Here is a 20,254-nt window from a genome sequence, read left to right as displayed (position 1 = left end):
CGCTCCCCAGCCCGGTTCAGATCAGGATGAAGATCAACGCCAAACCGGCGAAGATCGCCCACTTCTCCAGGTAGTAACGGGTGCGATTGCGCTTTTTCAACTCTTTGCCCCGCAGGCGAATCTTGTACAGGCGGGTAAAGGCACGGTTCAAGCCACCGGTCTTGTCACCGGCGTCGTTGGGCGATCCGGCAGCAGCCATTACGTTGCGACTGAACCAACGGTTGAACGCAGCCGCCCAGCGGTACTTCATCGGGCGTTCGATATCGCAGAACAGAATGATCCGGTTCTGCTCCGTGGTGTTTTCGGCGTAGTGGATGAATGTCTCGTCAAACATCACCGGCTCGCCGTCGCGCCAATAGTAGTTTTCACCGTCCACGTTGATGTAGCAGCCCGGGGAGTTCGGCGTGTCCAGCCCCAGGTGGTATCGGTAGGAACCGGCGTACGGGTCACGGTGGCGTACCAGCTTGGAGCCCGGTGGCAATTCGGCAAACATCGCCGCCTTGATCGAGCCAATGCTTTGCACCAGCTCAGTGGTTCGCGGGCACAGCTTCATCGCGGACGGATGGCTGTCGCCGTACCACTTCAAGTAAAAACGCTTCCAGCCCGACTTGAAAAACGAGTTAAAGCCCACGTCGTTGTATTGGTCAGAGCGCTTGATCTCGCCTGCGCGCAGCAGGTTCTGGCCTTCCAGGCGAATTTCTTCCCAGTGTTCCTGAAGCGGGCTCAGGTCTGGAAAGTCGCTGGGGGACAGGTACGGTCGGCTGGGCAGTTTAGAGAAGAGGTACAGAAAGCAGTTCACCGGAGCCAGGAAGGTCGAGTGATCGCTGAGCTGGCGGCCCAGCTTGTGACGCACCCGGCCACGCAGGTGAACGTACGCAATGGAGGCAACGTAGAGAGCAACAATGATGAGTTTCAAGGTATTCGTCACAAGTCAGAAGAGAACAGGCTGCTCCTGCGTGCCCACGACGGCCGAGGATTGAAGATGCAGCACCTGAAATCACAATTCACAAATAGGCAACACGACGGGCTGGGCGACAATCCCGTCATGGCCATTAGCAGCTATTTTAGCCACACTTTGTAACCAAAGGTTAATCAAGAATTGTGAAAAGGTGTCCACTGAGTGTGCTGCGAGGGGGCGGGAGCGGGCTTGCCAGGCGGCAAGCCCGAGGGCTGTCAGGGTTAAACTTGCGGTTCGTCATCCTTGCGTGGGCGCAGGGAAAGCCGATGCTCATCCAACTGCGAATAAGGCACAGACTCGCGCCGCGCCAAGACAAAATGGCGGCCCAGCGCAATCAGCACACCCAACACCAATCCTCCAACCAGACTCAGCGCAATAACCAAGCCTTTTTTAGGCTTGATCGGGCTCAGCGGCTCCTGGGCACGGCGGTCAATGGTGACCAGTTTCAGGCCACTCATGTCGATGTTAAGGCTCTTCAGTCGCGCGACTTCAGCTCGCAACGGTTCAACATCCTGCAAGAAGATGTCTTCATTCCCACGTTTTTTCAGCACTTCCACTTCACGGTTGACCTGCAGCATCTGCAATTCTTTGCCAATCTCTGCAATGCGGCTGTTGGTGAAGTCGTCGTTGGTACGCGCCTGCAAGGCCGTACGCTCTGCCTCTAGCGCTTCGGTACCAAGGAAGTACAGCGGGATTTTCTGGTTATTGACCTCGGTGCGCATGACTTGATTCGAGCCGCTGCGCGATGCATCCGCCATAGAGGAAGGCGTCGTCGGCGTCTTGATGCCCATCGACTTGGCGATGGAAATGGCCTCGGCCAGCTCCGCCAACCGATCCGTTCGCTCCATTTTCATTTGCAGGCGCAGGGCACCCAACTCGTCTTCCAATTGGGCCCGCTTCAGCCTGTCGGCCTCAAGCAGCTTGGCAATCTTCGATTCCTTATCGGTTTCGTAGTTGGAGCGAGCCGCGTCAATCTTGCCCTTGAGTTCGTTTTGGCGGTTATTGAGGATTACTTTCAGGTCCGCGCCGACCTGGGCACGTTCCATATCAATGGCGTAGTCCACAAAACCGTTGAGAATGGCCACGCCATCGATGTCTTTCGGGTACTGCAACTCGAGCCGGATATAGCTGCTTAGGGAGTCGGCTTTTTTCGGGTCAGGCAGGATCAGGTTGATGGAGTTTCGGTTGAACTCCTCAAAACTCTGTTCAAGGCTTTGTCCGGATTTCTGAAACGCCTTGAACAGGTCTTCATGGGACTTGAAGAATCCGAGGCGAGCTTCGTAGGAATCGAGTTGCGCCCCCACCTTGTTCAAGGCATCGGCCGGGGGCAGCTTGTAGACTTCGGAACGGTTCAGTGCATCGAGTTCGTTGATGGCGGCAGGACGCAGCACGCTGCTGACCTGATACTCTCGTGGCGCCAGAAATGCGTAGCCTACCCCCAGGACACCCGCCAGAAGCGTGCATCCCAACACCAACTTTTTTTGCCGCCAGATACCGTTAAACAGTTCAAACAGGTCAATTTCGTCCGATGCCGCATGAGCTTGGAACCGAGGAGTTTTATTCAAAACTGGAGCACCTTAAAAAGTCGACGTCAACGGCCGCACATATTCATGAATAACCACTTGAAAACCAGGGACAACGCCCTGTGCACAAGACACACACGATCTATCGATGGTCATCGGACCACTGAGAACCCAGAAAAGTCCCACACAATTGGAGGTTGTTTCCGTTCAGATACCTGGATGTCATTGCCGATGCGCTGAGCGTAGACGAACTTGTAAAGAACCGTGTCTGAAACAGCGCATAAAATAGCGCTAAACACCCGGCATTATTAGGAAAATTCGTACACAGTCATGTGAAACAAGACATTTCTCACAAAATCGATTCAGTTAATCCGTCAGGCCTCGGAAATCCGCTGCATTGACTGGTCATTTTTTAATCAAAAAAAGGAATTTGTATGACATCTGTTTCAAAGGACGACTTTCAGGCGCTTCAGGGAGCCTGGGAACAAACGGCGCTCGAAGACAGCGGCGTGCTCAACCCTGCCGATGAGCACAGTGCTCCCGGCGCTATTACGACGATCGCGGGTGATCAATTCCAGGTGGTGACCGTCGACGGTGAGGTGTTACTGGCAGGCAGCTTTACGCTCGATGCCAGCGCGGCCCCCAAAAGCATTACCTGGGTTGATTCGATGGGTGAAGATGCTGGCAAGCAGTTGCTCGCGAGTTACCAGCTGGAAGGTGATCACTTCATGTTTATCGCAGCAGATGAAGGTATGCCCCGCCCTACCCGTTTCAGTACTGGCCCGGGGCAAACCATGCGTACCTTTGTGCGCAAAAGCTGAAGAGGCTGAACATCCGTTCTTGCGACATGGTTTTCACATGGCCTTCACTTATCGGCCTATAGGGTGAAGGCTACCTACTCCAGTGAACACCTTGGCCCGCCGTCCTCGCGGGCTTTTTTTTGCCTGTTCGGCAGCCAGTCAGGCCGGGCGCTTGATGGCGGTGAGGGTGTAGCACATGGGCAATTGCGCAGGCTGGTTTTCATATTGGTCGTAGAGTTCCTCGCGATTGGAGTGCGCGAACTCCTGCAGATGGCTGATCTGCAGCCCGGCCGTGATGGCCCCGCTGACGATTTCTCCCAGGGTGTGCACGAACCAGTAAGAAGCAGCCGCAACACCTTCAGTCTCACCCTCGTAAACGATGGCCTCCTGCTGCACGAAAGGCTCGCGCTGAAAGTACGAGCTGACGGGCAACATCGGGTTGGGCGCCGTCGGGTCGAATACTTCCAGGAACGGATGGGTTTCGTAAATCACCAGGCTACCGCCTGGCTTCAGGGTGCTGGCGACGTGGGCCATGAACAACGCGATGTCCGGCATCCAGTTCAGCACGCCGATGGTAATCAAGGCGAGGTCAAAGCGTTCGGCCAATCCACGGGGCAAATGGTGAATGTCGGCCTCGATGAATTCCGCCTTGTACGGGGACGCGTCGGCCAACTCACGGGCTTGCTGCAGAAAGGCCTCGGACTGATCGATCCCCACCACCGTGCGCGCGCCCAACCCGAACAGCGACAGGCTTTCGCGGCCATTGTTGCAGCCCAGTTGCACCACGTCCTTGCCCTCGACACCGACCTTGCGCAGCAATGCGGTCAACGTCGGGTCCAAACGCGAAAAGCCGGGCTTGGCGACATCCTCAAGCAAGGCCTTCCAGTTGGCGGTGTTTTTATGCAGCCTGGCGGATTCGTTCCAAGCGTCCTTGTTGCTGGATATAGCCTCTTGGGCTGACAGCATGTCCATTGCGTCTCCAAAACGTCCTAGTCATTGCGACAAAAGAAGTCCGCCCTACACCAAAAGCCTCGCCATCCTTGAACCGGTAAAGAGCCTTCACTGTAGGGCGAACGTGCGGAAAATAAGCCAGGCTTATGGGATGTTCAACTGTTAACAATAAAAATCCCTGAAAAAACCTCCTCCGGCGCTATTTTTCGATACACATGGCTCCACTTTGTAAATGTTTGTGCTTGTACGACGCTTGCGTCAGAAACTATCACCACGTGCCATGGGTCATTATCGCTACCGACCTCTCGCTTGAAGACCGTGCCATGGCCACTCGCTCTGAGCTGCGCAACACCCTGTCCCTGGACAGCCTGAACTTCTTCCTGGCGGATGTCCGTGACGGACTGGGGCCCTACCTGGCGATTTATCTGCTGGCCGTGCACCACTGGGACCCCGCCAGTATTGGCGTGGTTATGACCATCGCCGGCATCGCGGCACTGCTCACTCAGACGCCCGCCGGAGCGCTGATTGACCGCACCCGCAGCAAGCGGGCCGTGATCGCGGTCGCCGCCCTGTTGGTGACCGCCAGTTGCCTGCTCTTGCCCTTCGTCAGTTCCTTCAGCCTGGTGGCGCTGACCCAAGCGGCCAGTGCAGCAGCGGCCTCGGTGTTCGCGCCGGCCATCTCGGCGATTTCCCTAGGCATCACCGGCCCGCGCGCCTTCACCCGCCGCACCGGCCGCAACGAAACCTTCAACCACGCCGGTAACGCGGTGGCAGCCCTGCTCGCCGGTGGATTCGCCTATCTGTTTGGCCCCGTGGCGGTGTTTTACCTGATGGCGGTCATGGCGGTGGCCAGCGTGATTGCGGTCAGTTGCGTGTCAGCCGAAGCAATCGATCACGAAGTCGCGCGGGGTTTCGACCCTGCCCACGGTGCCGAACACGAACAGCCGTCGGGGATGACCGTGCTTCTGGCGAACAAGCCATTAATGCTGTTCGCGATCTGCTGCGCACTGTTTCACTTGGCCAATGCAGCCATGTTGCCGCTGGTCAGCCAGAAGCTGTCGCAGATCAACCTGCAAATGGCCACGCCACTGACCTCGGCCTGCATCGTCGCGGCTCAGTTGGTGATGGTGCCGGTGGCCTGGCTGGTGGGCGTAAAAGCCGACGTGTGGGGGCGCAAACCGCTGTTGCTCGCGGGGTTCATGATCCTGCCGCTGCGGGGCGTGCTGTATACGCTGTCCAGTGATCCTTATTGGCTGGTGGCGGTACAGATGCTCGACGGCGTCGGGGCCGGGGTGTTCGGCGCGCTGTTTCCGGTGATTGTCAAAGACCTCACCCAAGGCACCGGGCGCTTCAACGTCAGCCTGGGCGCGCTGTCCACGGTATTCGGACTGGGCGCGGCACTGAGCAGCAGCCTGGCGGGTTTTGTCGTGCAGTGGGCAGGTTACAACGCCGCGTTCTTGACCCTCGCGGGTGTGGCTGCCGTCGCGTTGGGGCTGGTGTGGGTGGCGATGCCCGAGACTCGGGCGAATCCATCCGTGCAGCGCCATACAACTCCCGCCTGACATATGCGACAATGCGCGCCAAATTCCAACATGCACCCATTTTTCTGCTCAGCGACTGGGCTCAAGCCTTGATGTCGCTGCCGACGTATGCCCGTTGGCCCGGGCCACAAAATGGGCCCGGCTCAAATTAGCGCACTCCAAGCTATTGATAGGTAAAGTAATTGATCTCCACAGCTAACATCACCATGCAGTTCGGCGCCAAGCCGCTATTTGAGAACGTTTCGGTCAAGTTCGGCGCAGGCAACCGTTATGGCCTGATCGGTGCCAACGGTTGCGGCAAGTCGACCTTCATGAAAATCCTCGGTGGTGACCTCGACCCGTCCGGCGGCCAGGTCATGCTGGAGCCGAACGTGCGCCTGGGTAAACTGCGCCAGGACCAGTTCGCCTACGAAGAATTCACCGTACTCGACACCGTGATCATGGGTCACGAAGAGCTGTGGAAGGTCAAGGCCGAGCGCGACCGCATCTACTCGCTGCCGGAAATGACCGAAGACGACGGCATGGCCGTGGCCGAGCTGGAAACCGACTTCGCCGAAATGGACGGCTACACCGCCGAATCCCGCGCCGGTGAATTGCTGCTGGGCCTGGGTATCGGCATCGAGCAGCACAATGGCCCGATGAGCGAAGTGTCGCCAGGCTGGAAACTGCGCGTATTGCTGGCCCAGGCGCTGTTTTCCGATCCGGAAGTGTTGCTGCTCGACGAGCCGACCAACCACCTGGACATCAACACCATTCGCTGGCTGGAAAACATCCTGACCCAACGTTCGAGCCTGATGATCATCATCTCTCACGACCGTCACTTCCTGAACAGCGTCTGCACCCACATGGCCGACCTGGACTACGGCGAGCTGCGCCTGTTCCCGGGCAACTACGACGAATACATGACCGTGGCGACCCAGTCCCGCGAGCAGTTGCTGTCGGACAACGCCAAGAAGAAGGCCCAGATCTCCGAGCTGCAATCCTTCGTCAGCCGCTTCTCGGCCAACGCCTCGAAAGCCAAGCAGGCCACTTCCCGCGCCAAGGCGATCGACAAGATCCAACTGGCCGAAGTCAAGCCATCGAGCCGCGTCAGCCCGTTCATCCGCTTTGACCAGACCAAGAAGCTGCACCGCCAGGCGGTCATCGTTGATCGCATGGCCAAAGGCTTTGACGGCAAGACGCTGTTCAAGGACTTCAGCTTCCAGGTTGAAGCCGGCGAGCGCGTGGCGATCATCGGCCCGAACGGTATCGGCAAGACCACCCTGCTGCGCACCCTGGTCAACGAACTGTCCCCGGACGCCGGTACCGTCAAATGGACCGAAGCCGCCGAACTGGGCTACTACGCCCAGGACCACGCTTCGGACTTCGAAGACGAGTCCAACCTGTTCGACTGGATGGGCCGCTGGACCAAGGAAGGCGAACAAGTGGTTCGTGGCACCCTGGGCCGCATGCTGTTCTCCAACGATGAGATCCTGAAGTCGGTGAAGGTGATTTCCGGTGGTGAGCAAGGCCGTATGTTGTTCGGCAAGCTGATCCTGCAAAAGCCGAACGTGCTGATCATGGACGAACCGACCAACCACTTGGACATGGAGTCCATCGAGGCGTTGAACCTGGCGCTGGAGAACTATCCGGGCACGCTGATTTTCGTCAGCCATGACCGTGAGTTTGTGTCGTCCCTGGCCACTCGCATTATCGAGCTGAGCCCGAGTGGTGTGATCGACTTCAGCGGTACTTATGATGATTACCTGCGCAGTCAGGGTGTGGTTTTCTAAGCACTGCTAGTTGTTTGAAATGCAAAAAGCCCCGTCCAATGTGATGGGGCTTTTTTTTGCGGTTGGGGTTGGGGTTGCGGTTGGGGACATATCCGTTGCTTCGGTAACGGCTGCTTAGGGTTCCGCTCTTACAGCGGCTCACTTTTGAACAGCGCAAAAGTAAGCAAAATGCTCTTGCCCCACCACTCGGTGCCTCGCCCAGGCTCGGCATGCCCGCACTCCGGCTCGGCTCCGCGGGCCGCCGCGACGGCCCGTCCCTGGCCCGTCGCGGCTAAACCGGCGTCCTGCCGGTTTACCCGCTCCACCGTGCCTACTTGCGGCCATCGTGGTTTAACGGGGCGCCTAAGATCAAAATCAAAAGCCAGGTCAACAGCACGGCGGCCTGAGAGCCGACCTGAGTGGTAGAAGCAAGAGCAAGGGCCACAAACAGTCGATTTGCGCTGCGATCACACACACAACTCCCAGACTTCCCCCGAACCCCTGTGGGAGCCGTCGAGCCCCAGCGAGGCCGCGATGGCGGTGTCAGGCAACCTCTTTATCAACTGTGCCGCCGCCTTCGCAGCCTCGTTAGGACTCGACAGCTCCCACATTCGATTTGCGCAACCCGAGTGCTTGCGACCGAACACACAACCCCCAGACTTCCCCCAAACCCTGTGGGAGCCGTCGAGCCCCAGCGAGGCCGCGATGGCGGTGTGTCAGGCAACCTCTTCATCGACCATGCCGCCGCCTTCGCAGCCTCGCTAAGGCTCGACAGCTCTTACATTTGATTTGCGCAACCCGAGCACTTGCGACCGAACACACAATGAATCGCCCCGGATTCTCTAGACACCTTGCAAGCTCATTGCGTAACGTTTTTCAAACTCTACCGGTGACAGCTGATTGTTGAAACCATGGCGGCGTTTTGCGTTGTAGAACATTTCGATGTAATCAAACACATCACTGCGAGCATCTTCCCGCGTGGTGTAGATTTTTCGCTTGATCCGTTCCCGTTTCAGAAGCTGGAAAAAGCTCTCGGCCACGGCGTTGTCATGACAATTGCCTCGGCGGCTCATGCTGGCAACCAAATTGTTTGCCTTCAAAAAACTGCGCCAATCGGAGCTGCTGTACTGGCTGCCCTGGTCGGAATGAACCATCACCTCTTGTTTCGGTTTTCGCCTCCAAACCGCCATCAATAACGCATCAATGGCCAAATCACTGGTCATCTGCGCCTTCATTGACCAGCCAATGACCTGACGAGAAAACAGATCCAGCACCACCGCCAAATACAACCAACCTTCATACGTACGAATGTAGGTGATGTCGGTGACCCAAATTTTGTTAGGTTCTACGACATCGAACTGGCGCTCCAGTAAATTGGGTGAGGCGACCGCTGGCTTACCGCCGTATTTGCCAGGACGGCGTCGATACCCTGTCTGAGAGCGCAGACCTTCAAGACGCATCAGCCTCGCCACACGATGCCGACCACAAGCTTCACCGACCTCGCGCAGGTCGTCATGGATTTTGCGATAGCCATAAACTCCGCCGCTCTCCAGCCACGAGTGCTTGATCAAACCCAGCAATCGCTGGTCGTCTTTAGCGCGTGCAGATTGCGGCTCAGACAACCAAGCGTAATAACCACTGGGATGGACTTTCAGCGTCAGGCAAAGCCGTCGAATGGAATAGTCGCCCGCGCGCTGCTTGATAAAGGCGTACTTCAGCCGCACTCCTTGGCAAAGTACGCGGCGGCCTTTTTTAAGATGTCTCGCTCTTCAGTGACCCGCTTGAGTTCCGCTCGCAGACGACGCAGTTCAGCGTGCTGATCGTCGTCTTGCTGCCGTTCTGCCTGAGGTTTGCTGTAGCGCTTTATCCAGGCATAGAGGCTATGCGTCGACACGCCAAGACGCGCCGCCACATCAGCGACAGGCAGCTTCTTTTCGGTCACTTGATTGACCGCTTGGATTTTGAATTCTTCGGGATAACGTGGGTTGCTCATGGCACCTCCTGATTGGCCTCAGTTTAAGGCATGGAGGTGTCTACGAAACCCGGGGCGATTCAACCCGAGTGCTTGCGACTGAACACACAACCACCAAACTTCCCCCGCCCCCTGTGGGAGCCGTCGAGCCCCAGCGAGACCGCGATAGCGGTGTGTCAGGCAACCTCTTTATCGACTGTGCCGCCTTCGCAGCCTCGCTAAAGCTCGACAGCTCCCACATTTGACCGTGCCCCCTTCTGATTTTGCTGTTGCTGTTGCTGTTGCTTCACCACACTCAAGCCGGCCTGTAGGCCGCTGTGCTCTCGCTTTTGATCTTGATCTTAGGCGCCCCGTTAAACCACGCTGGCCGAACGCAGGCTTTGGAGCGTGGGTAACCCGGCAGGACGCCGGGTTAGCCGCGCTGGGCCAAGGATGGCCCATCGCGGCGGCCCACGCTCCAAAGCCGGAGTGAGGGCACACCGAGCCTAGGCGAGGTGCCGAGTGGTGGGGCAAGAGCCCTTTTGGTTACTTTTGGGGCTCTTTTCCAAAAGTGACCCGCTGTAAGAGCGGAACCCCTATCAGCCATCACAAAAACAACGGATATACACCCCCACCTCAAACACACCAAATATAGTTAGCCTGCTTCCTTTTACCCCAAGCCCTTGCCATGATGCGCTCACCGCCCGCCCGCGAACGAGTTCCCATGCCTGCCACACAGCCCGCCGCCCCCAGCTCCTTGTCGATCACCCTGCAGATCGTCTCCATCGTCTTCTACACCTTTATCGCGTTTATCTGCATCGGCCTGCCGATTGCGGTGATCCCCGGCTACGTCCACGGCGAACTGGGCTTCAGCGCAATAATCGCCGGAATAACCATCGGCTCGCAATACCTGGCCACGCTGCTCAGCCGCCCGATGGCCGGACGCATGTCTGACAACGTAGGCACCAAACGCGCCATCGTGCTGGGTTTGAGCGGAATCCTGCTGAGCGGCGTGCTGACATTTATCGCCACGCTGGTACAAAGCCTTCCCCTGCTGAGCCTCGGCATATTGATTGTCAGCCGCCTGTTGCTGGGGGTGGCTCAGGGCCTGATCGGCGTCGGCACCATCAGTTGGTGCATGGGCGCAGTCGGCGCCGAACACACAGCACGCTCGATCTCGTGGAACGGCATCGCCTCCTACGGCGCAATTGCAATCGGTGCACCGCTGGGCGTGGTGATGGTTGCCGACTACGGCTATACCAGCCTCGGCATCGCCCTCACGGTGCTTTCCGCCCTGGGCCTGTTGCTGATCCGCAACAAGCCTTCAGTGCCCGTGGTGCGCGGCGAGCGGCTGCCTTTTTGGGCGGTGTTCGGACGTATCGCGCCGTTTGGCACCAGCCTGTGTCTCGCATCGATTGGCTACGGCACCCTCACCACCTTCGTCACCCTCTACTACCTGAGCCTTGGCTGGACCGGCGCCGCCTGGTGCCTGACGGTATTTGGCGTGTGTTTTATACTGTCACGCCTGGTGTTCATCTCCGCCATCAACCGCTTCGGCGGCTTCACGGCGGCGATTGCCTGCATGACCATCGAAACCCTCGGGCTCACGCTGCTGTGGCTGGCACCGTCCCCCGGTGTGGCCTTGATCGGCGCCGGGCTGACCGGCTTTGGTTTGTCGCTGGTCTACCCGGCGCTGGGCGTGGAGGCAATCAAGCAGGTGCCCAACAGCAGCCGGGGCGCCGGGTTGAGTGCGTATGCGGTGTTTTTTGACCTGGCGCTGGCGATTGCCGGCCCGGTGATGGGCGCCGTGGCGTTGAACCTGGGCTATTCGTGGATCTTCTTTTGCGCCGCCCTGCTCTCGGTCACCGGCCTGGGCCTGACGTTGATGCTCAAGCGCCGCGCTTACTGATCAGCCGTCTGCAAACCCGCCCGGGTGGATTGCCCGAGGGTGTGGTTGAAAAACCGCCCGGCCTCGGAAATCAGGTCGCGGTGAATGCTCTCACGGTCAACCCCGTCGGCATCGGTGCACATGGCGGGCATCGCGGCCAACTGGCTCTCATCGCAGGGCGCCATGAACACAAAGTGCCCCGCCCCGGCCAACAGTTTGAAGTTCGGCGGCTCCGGCAGTTTGCGCGCCAGGGCCTCGGCGTTCTTGTCCACGGCCACCAGCTTGTCGCCATCGCCGCTGTAGAGCAGCACCGGCACATGCACGTCGGCCAGGGTGTGACGGCCAAACATCAGGCTCAACGGCGCCATCAACATCAACGCGTGGATGCGCGGGTCGGCCTGGGGCTGCAAATCGTCACGGTCGACGATCAGTTCGCCCTTGGTGGTGCAGGCGTCGCGATCTTCAGGGCGTTGTTGGCAGTAGCGGCGCAGGCGGTCCAGGTCCGGCTTGGCGCCGGCGAGGATCAACGCGGTTTCGCCGCCGGCCGAATACCCGATGACACCCACCTGATCGACGTTGACGAACGGCGACAGCATCGGGTCGCCGAGGGTGGCGGTGATGGCTTCAGATATCTGGATCGGGCGCCCATACAGGTTGCTCAAGGTGCCCAGGCGGCTGTGATCCTTGTAGTTGTCGCCGGGGTGCAGCACCGCCACCACGACAAACCCCTTGCGTGCCAGGGAGGTGGCGAGGTCGTGCAGGGCCAGGGGTGTGCCGGTATTGCCATGGGACAGCATCAACATCGGAAAGCGGCCGATGGCGATTTTCGAGTCTTCAGTGGCAGCGATGTGATAAGTGCCCACCTGGGTAACGTGTTCCTGGTCGGTGGACGGATAGAACGCAACGGCCTTCATCGGCTGCAAATCCAGCGGATCAAGAAAAGTCATGCGATGGAAGCCCACACTCCAATGAGGGTGCGGTGCGGGCGCGGCTTGCACTGAAATCAGGCCGCCGAGCAGAGAAAGAACCAGGATTGCACAAAGACGCATCATGGGGATGTCCACCTTTGCTGCGTAAGCCCGCGTAGCTGTTGAAATATCCATGGTTCAGGCGCTCGGACGGGCAGGGTTTACCCATGCGTGCATAACCTGGGCCAAAGTAGTGACAGCGGGTAAACGAAAAAACTCCGTACTCTGATCGCTTTTCAGGCGAGCAGAATACAGAGTTTAGGCGCCTCGAATCAGATTGATATCGAGGAACAGCAAAATTTACACAAGTCTTACGCTGCGGCGAACAACTGGTCGCTGATCAATACATGGGCGTCGCTGAGTGCCTTGGTGCGGGCCTCGTCACCGTAAGCCAGGCCGTGGGCACGGACGAACTCGATGTCGGTGATCCCGAGGAAACCCAACAACACGCTCAGATAGTCTTCGTGGGCTGCGCCAGTCGGCTGGCCCACATGCAAGCCGCCGGACGTGGAGACAATGATGACTTTCTTGCCGCCACACAGGCCTTCCGGGCCGGCTTCGGTGTAACGGAACGTCTGGCCGGCGACGGCAATGCGGTCGATCCAGGCTTTCAGTTGGGTCGGGATGGTGAAGTTGTACATTGGCGCAGCCAGCACTACGGCGTCTGCGGCCAGGAATTCGGCCAGGGTGGAAGCGCTCAGGTCAGCTTCGTGCTTTTGCACGGCATCGCGCAATTCGGCGGCGGTGCCCAGGGCGCCCAGGGTGACACCGGAGAAGTGACTGATGGCGTCAGCGGCCAAGTCACGATAAACCACTTCGACACCCGGCTCTGCTGCCTGCCAGGCTTTGACTACACCTGCGCTCAACTGACGGGAAACCGAGTTGTCGCCGAGGATGCTGGAATCGATATGCAATAGTTTCATGGTTCATCTCCAAGTAAGTATCGCCAAGGGCGACTGAATGGAAATAAGCCTACAGATGAAACCAATCGGCGATTAGTCGGGCAAAATGCGATTGTTCGTCCCACTTACAGGACAGTGCTTTTAGTGGGATGACACATAGATGGACGCAGTGGTCGGCGCCGGCAGCGCGTAGGTGCGCTTCATCCAGTCAATTTCTTCATGGGGCGTACGACCAAAAAACCGCTTGAACTCACGACTGAACTGCGAGGCGCTCTCGTACCCGACCTTGGCGCAGGCTGTGGCGGCAGTGATGTCGCTCCTGAGCATCAGCAATCGCGCCTGGTGCAGGCGCGTCGACTTCAGGTATTGCATGGGCGAAGTGTCAGTCACCGTACGAAAGTGCGCGTGAAAACTCGGCACACTCATCATCGCCTCCTTGGCCAGCTCCTCCACGTCCAGGCGTTGAGCATAACAAGCGTGAATCTTGCGAATCGCCCGGGCCACCTTGCCAAACTGGCCCTGGCGATTCAGCGCCGCGCGCATCGAACCGCCCTGCTCCCCGGTGATGATGCGGTAGTAGATTTCCCGCATAAGGGTCGGCCCAAGCACCTGCGCCTCCACCGGCACGCTCATCACTTCCAGAAATCGCAGCAACGACTCACTGAGCTTGTCGTCCATTGGCGAGGAGTACATGCCCTTGGGCCTCGCTTCGGGCTGCGGAGCCAACGCATCGAGTTCCAGCATCAGTTCGGCGGCCAGGTTGAAATCCAGGCGCAAATACACCGCGAGCATCGGCTCTGCTTCACTGGCCTCGGTTTCCATGGTGAACGGCACCGGCACCGACACCACCAGGTAGTGCTGGGCGTCGTAGACATAAATGTCTTCACCCAGGTAACCGCGCTTGCGGCCCTGGCACACGATCACAATACCCGGGTCGTAAAGCACCGGAATTCGCGTCAGCGGCCGGTTGGAACGCAGGAAACGCACGTCATCCAGGGGCGTCAGGTTGTAGCCCTCAACGGGCGCCAACTGTCCCATCAGCTCGATGATTCGGCGGGTACGCGGATGCTCAAGGCTCATTGGAATGCACTGGCCGGAAAAACCAAAAGGTAACCCGCCGGCACCTCACTGGCCAGCCAACACTACCCGCTCATCGAGAAGCCCTGCTTCCCCCCTGTAGGAGCGAGCTTGCTCGCGAAAAACGTCAACGATAACGCGGGCATCCTGAATGCACGCGCCGTACCGGTTTTTTTTGCGAGCAAGCTCGCTCCTACATTTTAGGGTGGATTTGCCTGCGCGGGACGCGGATAGTTCGTCCCATACACAGGACAATAGGCCCACCATGCAAGATCTGAATGACCTCTACTATTTCGCCAAAGTAGTGGAAGCCGGCGGTTTCGCCGCCGCCGGCCGGCTGCTGGGAATCCCCAAGTCGCGGCTGTCGCGGCGCATTGCCGAACTGGAAGAACGCCTCGGCGCCCGTTTGCTGCAACGCACCACCCGCCAACTGACCCTGACTGCCGTGGGTGAACGCTACCTGCGCCACTGCCAGGCGATGCTGCTGGAAGCAGAAATGGCCGACGAGGCGGTGGCCAGCATGTCCAGCGAGCCCCGTGGCCGGCTGCGGGTCAGCAGCCCGGTGGGCCTGGCTCACCAATTCCTGCAGACCGTGGTGGCGGAGTTTCTCACCGCCAACCCGCTGGTGCAGTTGGACATGACCCTGGTCAACCGCCGCGTCGACCTGGTGGCCGAAGGCATTGATGTGGCCTTGCGCGTGCGGGAACTGGGGGATGAAGACCCGTTGCTGGTGACCAAACGCCTGCGCCAGGCCCAGACGGCGATTGTCGCCAGCCCCGGCTTTGTGCGTGAGCGGCAGATCAACAGCTTGGAAGACCTCAAACAATTGCCGGTGCTGGGCGCCTTGGAAGCAGACCGCATGGTGCACTTCCGCATGCTGAGCCCGGAAGGCAACAGCCACGACCTGGTCATGGAAGCCCGTTTGGGCATCGACGATTTCCTGGTACGCAAGGCCTGCGCCCTCGCCGGCCTGGGGTTCACAGTGCTGCCGATGATGTATTGCGAGGAGGAATTGGCCAGCGGCCAGTTGGTGCAACTGCTGCCCGAATGGTCATTGCCCGGCGGCTGGTTGCAGGCGGTTTACCCACATCGGCGCGGCGTATTACCGGCCGTGCGCGCCTGGATCGACCACCTGGATAACGCCTTCAAAGGGTGTGGAGACCGTTTGCTATGAGAATGACCGAAGAACAAGTCGCCACGTTTTGCCTGGGCCTGCCCGGTGCGCGGGAAGACTACAAATGGGGCGGCGTGCGGGTGTTTTCGATTGCCGGCAACAAGATGTTTGCCCTGCAGAATCTGCGGGGTGACTCGCTGGCGTTCAAGGTCGACAAGGAGTTGTTCCTCGGGCATGTGGACCGCCCGGGCATCCATCCGGCGCCGTACCTGGCACGGGCGCAGTGGATCATCATGGAAACGCCCTACCCGCTGGGCGCTGAAGAACTGCGTGGCCTGTTGCAGCGTTCCCACCAATTGGTGGTGAGCAAGCTGCCCAAGCGCACGCAGGTCGGCTTGTTGCTAGAAAATCGAGAGTAGCGTGCCGCCGAGGAACAACTGGTCAATCCAGAACACCTGGTGCAGCAACACGATCAACCAGAAGCCCACCTGATAAGACACCTTGCGCGTCTTGTGGCGGAACACCTGCTGGGCAATCAACGCCCCCGGCCAACCACCTGCCAGCTCCAGCGCGTGCAGGACATTTTCCGGGGTGCGCCAACTGTTTTCACGGGCCTTGTGCTTGTCGCTCCAGTACAACAAGAACGCCACCACACTGACCCCGCCATAGGCCACCAGCGGGATCAGCGAAACCCCGCGGAACCCCAGCAACGCCGAACCAAACAGCGGCGCGGCGCACAACAGTACAAACACCAGCGCCTTCAAGCGCGGATGCTGGATGTTCATGGCTTGACGGCTGACCAGTCGATCCAGCCGAACTGCCAAGTGGCCAGGATCACCAGGCCGAAGGCGATCCGGTACCAGGCAAACGCCGCGTAGCTGTGGCTGGCGATGAACTTGAGCAGCGCCTTGACCGCGATCATCGCAAAGATGAACGAGGTGACGAACCCGATGGCAAACACCGGCAGGTCATCCGGCTGGAACAGGTGACGGTACTTGTAGCCCGAATACACCGCCGCGCCGACCATGGTCGGCATCGCCAGGAAGAACGAGAACTCGGTGGCGGTCTTGCGTGACAGGCCGAACAACAGGCCGCCAATGATGGTGGCACCGGAGCGCGAGGTACCCGGGATCATCGCCAGGCACTGGGCGAAGCCGACTTTGATGGCGTCCTTCCAGGTGATGTCGTCGACGGTTTCGGCGTGCACTTCATGTTGGCGACGCTCGGCCCACAACATGATGATGCCGCCCACTACCAATGCCGCCGCAACGGTGATCGGGTTGAACAGGTAGTGCTTGATCAGGTCGGCGAAAATCACCCCCAACACCACCGCCGGCAATACGGCGATGATCAGGTTGATGGTAAAACGCTGGGCATTGCGCTGGGTCGGCAAGCCGATCACCACATCCAGGATCTTGCGTCGAAACTCCCACACCACCGCCAGGATCGCGCCGAGCTGGATGATGATGTTGAACGCTTCAAAGCGCTCGCCACCGAAGTTGATCAGGTCGGCGACGATAATCTGGTGCCCGGTACTGGAGATCGGCAAAAACTCCGTCAACCCTTCTACAACGCCGAGTATCAGTGCCTGTACGGCGGTCCAAAGATCCATCGATTCCCCCAAAGGTCATGCCCACGGCATGCCTCGTTCATATTTTTTAGACGTTCACTAACGAAGAATGCGCTGCAAGCACAGTGCAAATAATCAAGGCCGAACTGCGAAAATTCCGTGAAAAATCAGGCAGGACTCAGGTTTTTTGATTCTGGGCCGAAAGCCTATCAGACAAGCCGGAAATGTCGAAGCAGCGCCCAAAATTATAAGAACACGGAGTGACAGGACCATGAACAGTTTGCGCAGTATGTCCATCAGCCGGCGTCTCTGGCTGATCCTGATTGTCGCCGTGCTGATGCTGCTAACCCTCGGCCTGCTTATGCTCAAGCAGATTCATGGCGACCTTTACCAGGCCAAGAGCGAGCAGACCCAGCGTGTGGTGCAAACCGCCAGCGGGATCCTGACTTATTATCACAGCCTCGAAACCAGCGGCGTCCTGACCCGTGAAGCGGCGCAGAAGCAAGCCTTGAGCGCAGTGCGCGGGCTGCGGTATGGGAAGGATGATTACTTCTGGATCAATGACCTCACGCCCGTGATGATCATGCACGCGGCCAACCCCAAGCTCGACGGCCAGAACCTGTCGGCGATCCGCGACCCGGACGGCTTTGCGGTGTTCAACGAGTTCGTGATCCTGGCCAAGGCCAAGGGCGCCGGGATGGTGAACTACCGTTGGCCCAAGCCCGGGGCCGATGCGCCGGTGGCCAAGACCTCCTATATACAGCTGTTCGAACCCTGGGGCTGGATCATCGGCTCCGGCGTGTATGTCGATGACGTGCAAGCCGAATTCCGCGGCCAGGTGTGGAAAGCCTCAATGGTCGGCCTGGTGATTGCCGTGATCATGGCCCTGCTGGTGGTGTTGATTGCCCGCAGCATCGTGCGCCCATTGCAGCAAGCAGTGAACGCCATGGCCAATATCGCCAGTGGCGAAAGCGACCTGACCCGCACCCTCGACACCCACGGCCAGGACGAGGTCACTCAACTGTCCCGGCACTTCAACAGTTTTACCGCCAAGTTGCGGCAGGTGGTCGGGCAGTTGCAGACCTGCGCCAATGCGTTGGGCCAGTCATCCAGCGAACTGGGCAGCAACGCCAGTGACGCCCATGACCGCAGCCAGCAGCAATCACAGCAGATGGAATTGGTCGCAACCGCGATCAACGAAGTCACCTATGGCGTACAGGACGTGGCCAAGAATGCCGAGCACGCTGCCAGCGAAATGCGCGATGCCCAAGTACAGGCCGAACAGGGCCAACTCAACATCGACGGCAGCCTGCAACGGATCGACCAGCTCTCCAGCACCATCAGCCAGGCGGTGGAGGTGATTCGTACGCTGTCGACTGAAAGCACGCAGATTGGCGGGGTACTGGAAGTGATCCGCTCCATCGCCGACCAGACCAACCTGCTGGCCCTCAACGCCGCCATCGAAGCAGCCCGCGCCGGGGAGCAAGGCCGTGGTTTCGCGGTAGTGGCCGACGAAGTACGGCTGCTGGCCCAGCGCACGCAAAAATCCACGGCTGAAATCCAGGCGATGATCGAGCGCCTGCAAGGCCATTCGGAAGCGGCGGTCAAGGTCATCAGCGACAGCCACCAGGCGTCGCAACTGACCATCGAACAAGCGGGTCAGGCCGGCGCGAGCCTCACCGCCATCGGCCAGGCTTTGCGTAATCTCAATGGTTTGAACGCTTCGATTGCCAGCGCCACGTTGCAGCAGGCGCATGTGGTGGAAGACATCAACCAGAACGTCACCCAGGCAGCCGGCTTGTCCCACAGCACGGCACTGGCGGCGCAGCAGTCCAGCGTCGCGAGTGCACACTTGAAAGGCCTGAGCGAACAACTCGACGGACTGCTACGCCAGTTCAAGGTCTAACCCAGATCTCTGCTGAAGGGGCTTCTGTGGCGAGGGGGCTTGTCCCCCGTTGGGCTGCGAAGCGGCCCCAAATCCTGCCACTCGGTTTTCCTGAAAAAACGCGTTTACCTTATCAGGGCTGCTGCGCAGCCCAACGGGGGACAAGCCCCCTCGCCACAGGGGAGCTCTACCCCGCGCCCACCACTCTGGTTACAATCACCGCCCTCTTCGACTCCCCCAAGGAACCACCATGTCCGGGCTTGAACTGTTTGCCGCCGCCCTGGGGGTGATCGCTGTCTGGTTGACGGTTAAACAGAACCCGTGGTGCTGGCCCATCGGCCTGGTGATGGTGCTGCTGTACACCTGGATCTTCTTCGATGTGAAGCTCTACTCCGACATGCTCCTGCAAGTCATCTACGCCGGCCTGCAACTCTACGGCTGGTGGCAGTGGACCCGCGCCGGCGAGGTCAGGCAAGGCCGCCAGGTCACCAGCCTGGGGCTGCAACCGATCCTGCAAGGGCTGGCCGTGGGCGCCCTGGGTAGCCTGTTGCTGGGGGCCGCCATGGCCCATTGGACCGACGCCGCACAACCCTGGCTGGACGCGGCCCTGACTGGCTTCAGCCTGGTGGCGCAGATGTGGATGGCGCAAAAACGCGTGCAGTGCTGGCCGTTGTGGATCATCGTGGATGTGATCTTCGTCGGCCTGTTCTTCTACAAAGGTCTGTACCTCACCGCCGCACTCTATGCCTTGTTCACCGTGATCGCCGTGCAAGGCTGGCGCGAATGGCGCGCCGACCCGGCGTTGCACGCATGAAAGTCGTGGTATTGGCCGGCCCGGAATCCAGCGGTAAAAGCTGGCTGGCCGCGCAATTGCAGGCGCATTTTGGCGGTGTGATGGTGGGCGAATACGTGCGCCATTTCATCGACCACCACCAGCGCGATACCACCCTCGCCGATATCCCCGACATCGCCCGTGGCCAACTGGCCTGGGAAGACGCCGCCCGCGCCCGGCAGCCAGACTTGCTGATCCTGGATACCAACCTGCTGACCAATAAGCTGTGGAGCCAGACCCTGTTTGGCGACTGCCCGACCTGGCTCGACAGCGAACTGCTGGCCCGCCACTACGACTTGCACCTGCTGCTGTCGCCGGAAGACGTGGAATGGACTGCCGACGGCCAGCGCTGCCAGCCGGAGTTTGCCGACCGCTTCGCATTCTTTCAGGCCAGCCTCGATTGGCTGGAGCAACAGCACCTGCCACTGCAGGTGATCCGGGGCAATTGGCAAGCGCGCAGGCAACAAGCATTTTCAGCGGTTGAGCACTTGCTCCCACAGCGCTGAAGACCGGTTATCGGGTCAACGCAGTTCTCCACCCAGG

General features: G+C 59.4%; 18 protein-coding genes. 9 read left to right on the top strand and 9 right to left on the bottom strand.

Going from position 1 to position 20,254, the window contains the following annotated elements:
* Window positions 1-16: 16 nt before the first annotated feature.
* Complete coding sequence (lpxO, locus tag ACA046_RS15800) at window positions 17-916, bottom strand: lipid A hydroxylase LpxO (RefSeq protein ID WP_076013577.1); 900 nt, start codon at window positions 914-916, stop codon at window positions 17-19.
* 263 nt (window positions 917-1,179) lie between these two features.
* On the bottom strand, window positions 1,180-2,523 hold the full coding sequence (locus ACA046_RS15795) for a Wzz/FepE/Etk N-terminal domain-containing protein (RefSeq protein WP_497676987.1): 1,344 nt from the start codon (window positions 2,521-2,523) through the stop codon (window positions 1,180-1,182).
* A 392-nt stretch (window positions 2,524-2,915) separates the two neighbouring features.
* Here ACA046_RS15795 and ACA046_RS15790 point away from each other — a divergent pair, with 392 nt between their 5' ends.
* Window positions 2,916-3,302, top strand: coding sequence for a TIGR03067 domain-containing protein (locus ACA046_RS15790; protein ID WP_459021102.1), 387 nt, complete (start codon window positions 2,916-2,918; stop codon window positions 3,300-3,302).
* Window positions 3,303-3,440: 138 nt separating this feature from the next.
* Here the strand turns inward: ACA046_RS15790 and ACA046_RS15785 are convergent, their stop codons facing one another.
* Window positions 3,441-4,253, bottom strand: a complete 813-nt coding sequence (locus ACA046_RS15785; protein WP_459021104.1) for a class I SAM-dependent methyltransferase — start codon at window positions 4,251-4,253, stop codon at window positions 3,441-3,443.
* A 302-nt stretch (window positions 4,254-4,555) separates the two neighbouring features.
* Between ACA046_RS15785 and ACA046_RS15780 the strand changes: the two genes are divergently transcribed.
* Together ACA046_RS15780 and ACA046_RS15775 are read left to right on the top strand one after the other, a co-directional pair.
* Window positions 4,556-5,794, top strand: coding sequence for an MFS transporter (locus tag ACA046_RS15780; protein WP_459021106.1), 1,239 nt, complete (start codon window positions 4,556-4,558; stop codon window positions 5,792-5,794).
* 161 nt (window positions 5,795-5,955) lie between these two features.
* Window positions 5,956-7,545, top strand: a complete 1,590-nt coding sequence (locus ACA046_RS15775; RefSeq protein WP_076013582.1) for an ABC-F family ATPase — start codon at window positions 5,956-5,958, stop codon at window positions 7,543-7,545.
* An 821-nt stretch (window positions 7,546-8,366) separates the two neighbouring features.
* On the opposite strand, the gene ACA046_RS15770 is transcribed toward ACA046_RS15775, so the two are convergent.
* Window positions 8,367-9,517, bottom strand: a protein-coding gene (locus tag ACA046_RS15770; protein ID WP_497675450.1) for an IS3 family transposase whose coding sequence is annotated in 2 segments (ribosomal slippage) — window positions 8,367-9,283 and window positions 9,283-9,517 — 1,152 coding nt in all. Because the reading frame shifts where the segments join, the coding sequence is not laid out codon by codon here.
* Between the two features lie 682 nt (window positions 9,518-10,199).
* Here ACA046_RS15770 and ACA046_RS15765 point away from each other — a divergent pair.
* A complete protein-coding gene (locus tag ACA046_RS15765) occupies window positions 10,200-11,384 on the top strand; it encodes an MFS transporter (protein ID WP_497676986.1) in 1,185 nt (394 codons plus the stop codon).
* Here ACA046_RS15765 and ACA046_RS15760 read toward each other — a convergent pair.
* From ACA046_RS15760 to ACA046_RS15750, 3 genes are all read right to left on the bottom strand, one after another.
* Complete coding sequence (locus ACA046_RS15760; protein WP_076013584.1) at window positions 11,378-12,415, bottom strand: alpha/beta hydrolase family protein; 1,038 nt, start codon at window positions 12,413-12,415, stop codon at window positions 11,378-11,380. The genes ACA046_RS15765 and ACA046_RS15760 overlap by 7 nt on opposite strands.
* A 227-nt stretch (window positions 12,416-12,642) precedes the next feature.
* Window positions 12,643-13,254, bottom strand: coding sequence for an FMN-dependent NADH-azoreductase (locus ACA046_RS15755; protein ID WP_322145379.1), 612 nt, complete (start codon window positions 13,252-13,254; stop codon window positions 12,643-12,645).
* Between the two features lie 120 nt (window positions 13,255-13,374).
* The gene (locus tag ACA046_RS15750) at window positions 13,375-14,313 is read right to left on the bottom strand and encodes an AraC family transcriptional regulator (RefSeq protein WP_497676985.1); all 939 of its coding nucleotides are present in this window, start codon (window positions 14,311-14,313) and stop codon (window positions 13,375-13,377) included.
* A 262-nt stretch (window positions 14,314-14,575) separates the two neighbouring features.
* On the opposite strand from ACA046_RS15750, the gene ACA046_RS15745 reads away from it, so the two are divergent.
* Entirely contained in the window at window positions 14,576-15,484 is a 909-nt protein-coding gene (locus ACA046_RS15745; RefSeq protein WP_258345522.1) for a LysR substrate-binding domain-containing protein, read from the top strand.
* On the top strand, window positions 15,481-15,843 hold the full coding sequence (locus tag ACA046_RS15740) for an MmcQ/YjbR family DNA-binding protein (protein WP_177068075.1): 363 nt from the start codon (window positions 15,481-15,483) through the stop codon (window positions 15,841-15,843). Before ACA046_RS15745 ends, ACA046_RS15740 begins: the two co-directional genes overlap by 4 nt.
* On the opposite strand, the gene ACA046_RS15735 is transcribed toward ACA046_RS15740, so the two are convergent.
* Window positions 15,826-16,209 carry a DUF1294 domain-containing protein gene (locus tag ACA046_RS15735; RefSeq protein WP_497676984.1) on the bottom strand — a complete coding sequence of 128 codons (384 nt, stop codon included), beginning with the start codon at window positions 16,207-16,209 and terminating at the stop codon, window positions 15,826-15,828. The genes ACA046_RS15740 and ACA046_RS15735 overlap by 18 nt on opposite strands.
* A complete protein-coding gene (locus ACA046_RS15730) occupies window positions 16,206-17,036 on the bottom strand; it encodes an undecaprenyl-diphosphate phosphatase (protein WP_076013590.1) in 831 nt (276 codons plus the stop codon). The genes ACA046_RS15735 and ACA046_RS15730 overlap by 4 nt, the downstream gene beginning before the upstream one ends.
* A 229-nt stretch (window positions 17,037-17,265) precedes the next feature.
* On the opposite strand from ACA046_RS15730, the gene ACA046_RS15725 reads away from it, so the two are divergent.
* From ACA046_RS15725 to ACA046_RS15715, 3 genes are all read left to right on the top strand, one after another.
* Entirely contained in the window at window positions 17,266-18,900 is a 1,635-nt protein-coding gene (locus ACA046_RS15725) for a methyl-accepting chemotaxis protein (protein WP_497676983.1), read from the top strand.
* Window positions 18,901-19,129: 229 nt separating this feature from the next.
* A complete protein-coding gene (gene pnuC / locus ACA046_RS15720) occupies window positions 19,130-19,693 on the top strand; it encodes a nicotinamide riboside transporter PnuC (protein WP_497676982.1) in 564 nt (187 codons plus the stop codon).
* Complete coding sequence (locus ACA046_RS15715) at window positions 19,690-20,217, top strand: AAA family ATPase (RefSeq protein ID WP_497677091.1); 528 nt, start codon at window positions 19,690-19,692, stop codon at window positions 20,215-20,217. The genes pnuC and ACA046_RS15715 overlap by 4 nt, the downstream gene beginning before the upstream one ends.
* Window positions 20,218-20,254 lie beyond the last annotated feature (37 nt).

It is taken from the genome of Pseudomonas sp. LBUM1641 (assembly GCF_059716235.1).
The sequence above is the reverse complement of the archived record's forward strand: the minus strand, read 5'-3'. Positions and strand labels throughout refer to the sequence as shown.

What these genes read in the sequence shown, in the direction of transcription:
- ACA046_RS15790 (WP_459021102.1), top strand. Translation starts at nt 2,916, where the DNA reads ATGACATCTGTTTCAAAGGACGACTTTCAGGCGCTTCAGGGAGCCTGG.
- ACA046_RS15745 (WP_258345522.1), top strand. Translation starts at nt 14,576, where the DNA reads ATGCAAGATCTGAATGACCTCTACTATTTCGCCAAAGTAGTGGAAGCC.
- ACA046_RS15715 (WP_497677091.1), top strand. Translation starts at nt 19,690, where the DNA reads ATGAAAGTCGTGGTATTGGCCGGCCCGGAATCCAGCGGTAAAAGCTGG.
- ACA046_RS15755 (WP_322145379.1), bottom strand. Translation starts at nt 13,254, where the DNA reads ATGAAACTATTGCATATCGATTCCAGCATCCTCGGCGACAACTCGGTT.
- ACA046_RS15785 (WP_459021104.1), bottom strand. Translation starts at nt 4,253, where the DNA reads ATGGACATGCTGTCAGCCCAAGAGGCTATATCCAGCAACAAGGACGCT.
- ACA046_RS15780 (WP_459021106.1), top strand. Translation starts at nt 4,556, where the DNA reads ATGGCCACTCGCTCTGAGCTGCGCAACACCCTGTCCCTGGACAGCCTG.
- pnuC (WP_497676982.1), top strand. Translation starts at nt 19,130, where the DNA reads ATGTCCGGGCTTGAACTGTTTGCCGCCGCCCTGGGGGTGATCGCTGTC.
- ACA046_RS15760 (WP_076013584.1), bottom strand. Translation starts at nt 12,415, where the DNA reads ATGATGCGTCTTTGTGCAATCCTGGTTCTTTCTCTGCTCGGCGGCCTG.
- ACA046_RS15730 (WP_076013590.1), bottom strand. Translation starts at nt 17,036, where the DNA reads ATGGATCTTTGGACCGCCGTACAGGCACTGATACTCGGCGTTGTAGAA.
- ACA046_RS15765 (WP_497676986.1), top strand. Translation starts at nt 10,200, where the DNA reads ATGCCTGCCACACAGCCCGCCGCCCCCAGCTCCTTGTCGATCACCCTG.
- ACA046_RS15725 (WP_497676983.1), top strand. Translation starts at nt 17,266, where the DNA reads ATGAACAGTTTGCGCAGTATGTCCATCAGCCGGCGTCTCTGGCTGATC.
- ACA046_RS15750 (WP_497676985.1), bottom strand. Translation starts at nt 14,313, where the DNA reads ATGAGCCTTGAGCATCCGCGTACCCGCCGAATCATCGAGCTGATGGGA.
- ACA046_RS15740 (WP_177068075.1), top strand. Translation starts at nt 15,481, where the DNA reads ATGAGAATGACCGAAGAACAAGTCGCCACGTTTTGCCTGGGCCTGCCC.
- ACA046_RS15735 (WP_497676984.1), bottom strand. Translation starts at nt 16,209, where the DNA reads ATGAACATCCAGCATCCGCGCTTGAAGGCGCTGGTGTTTGTACTGTTG.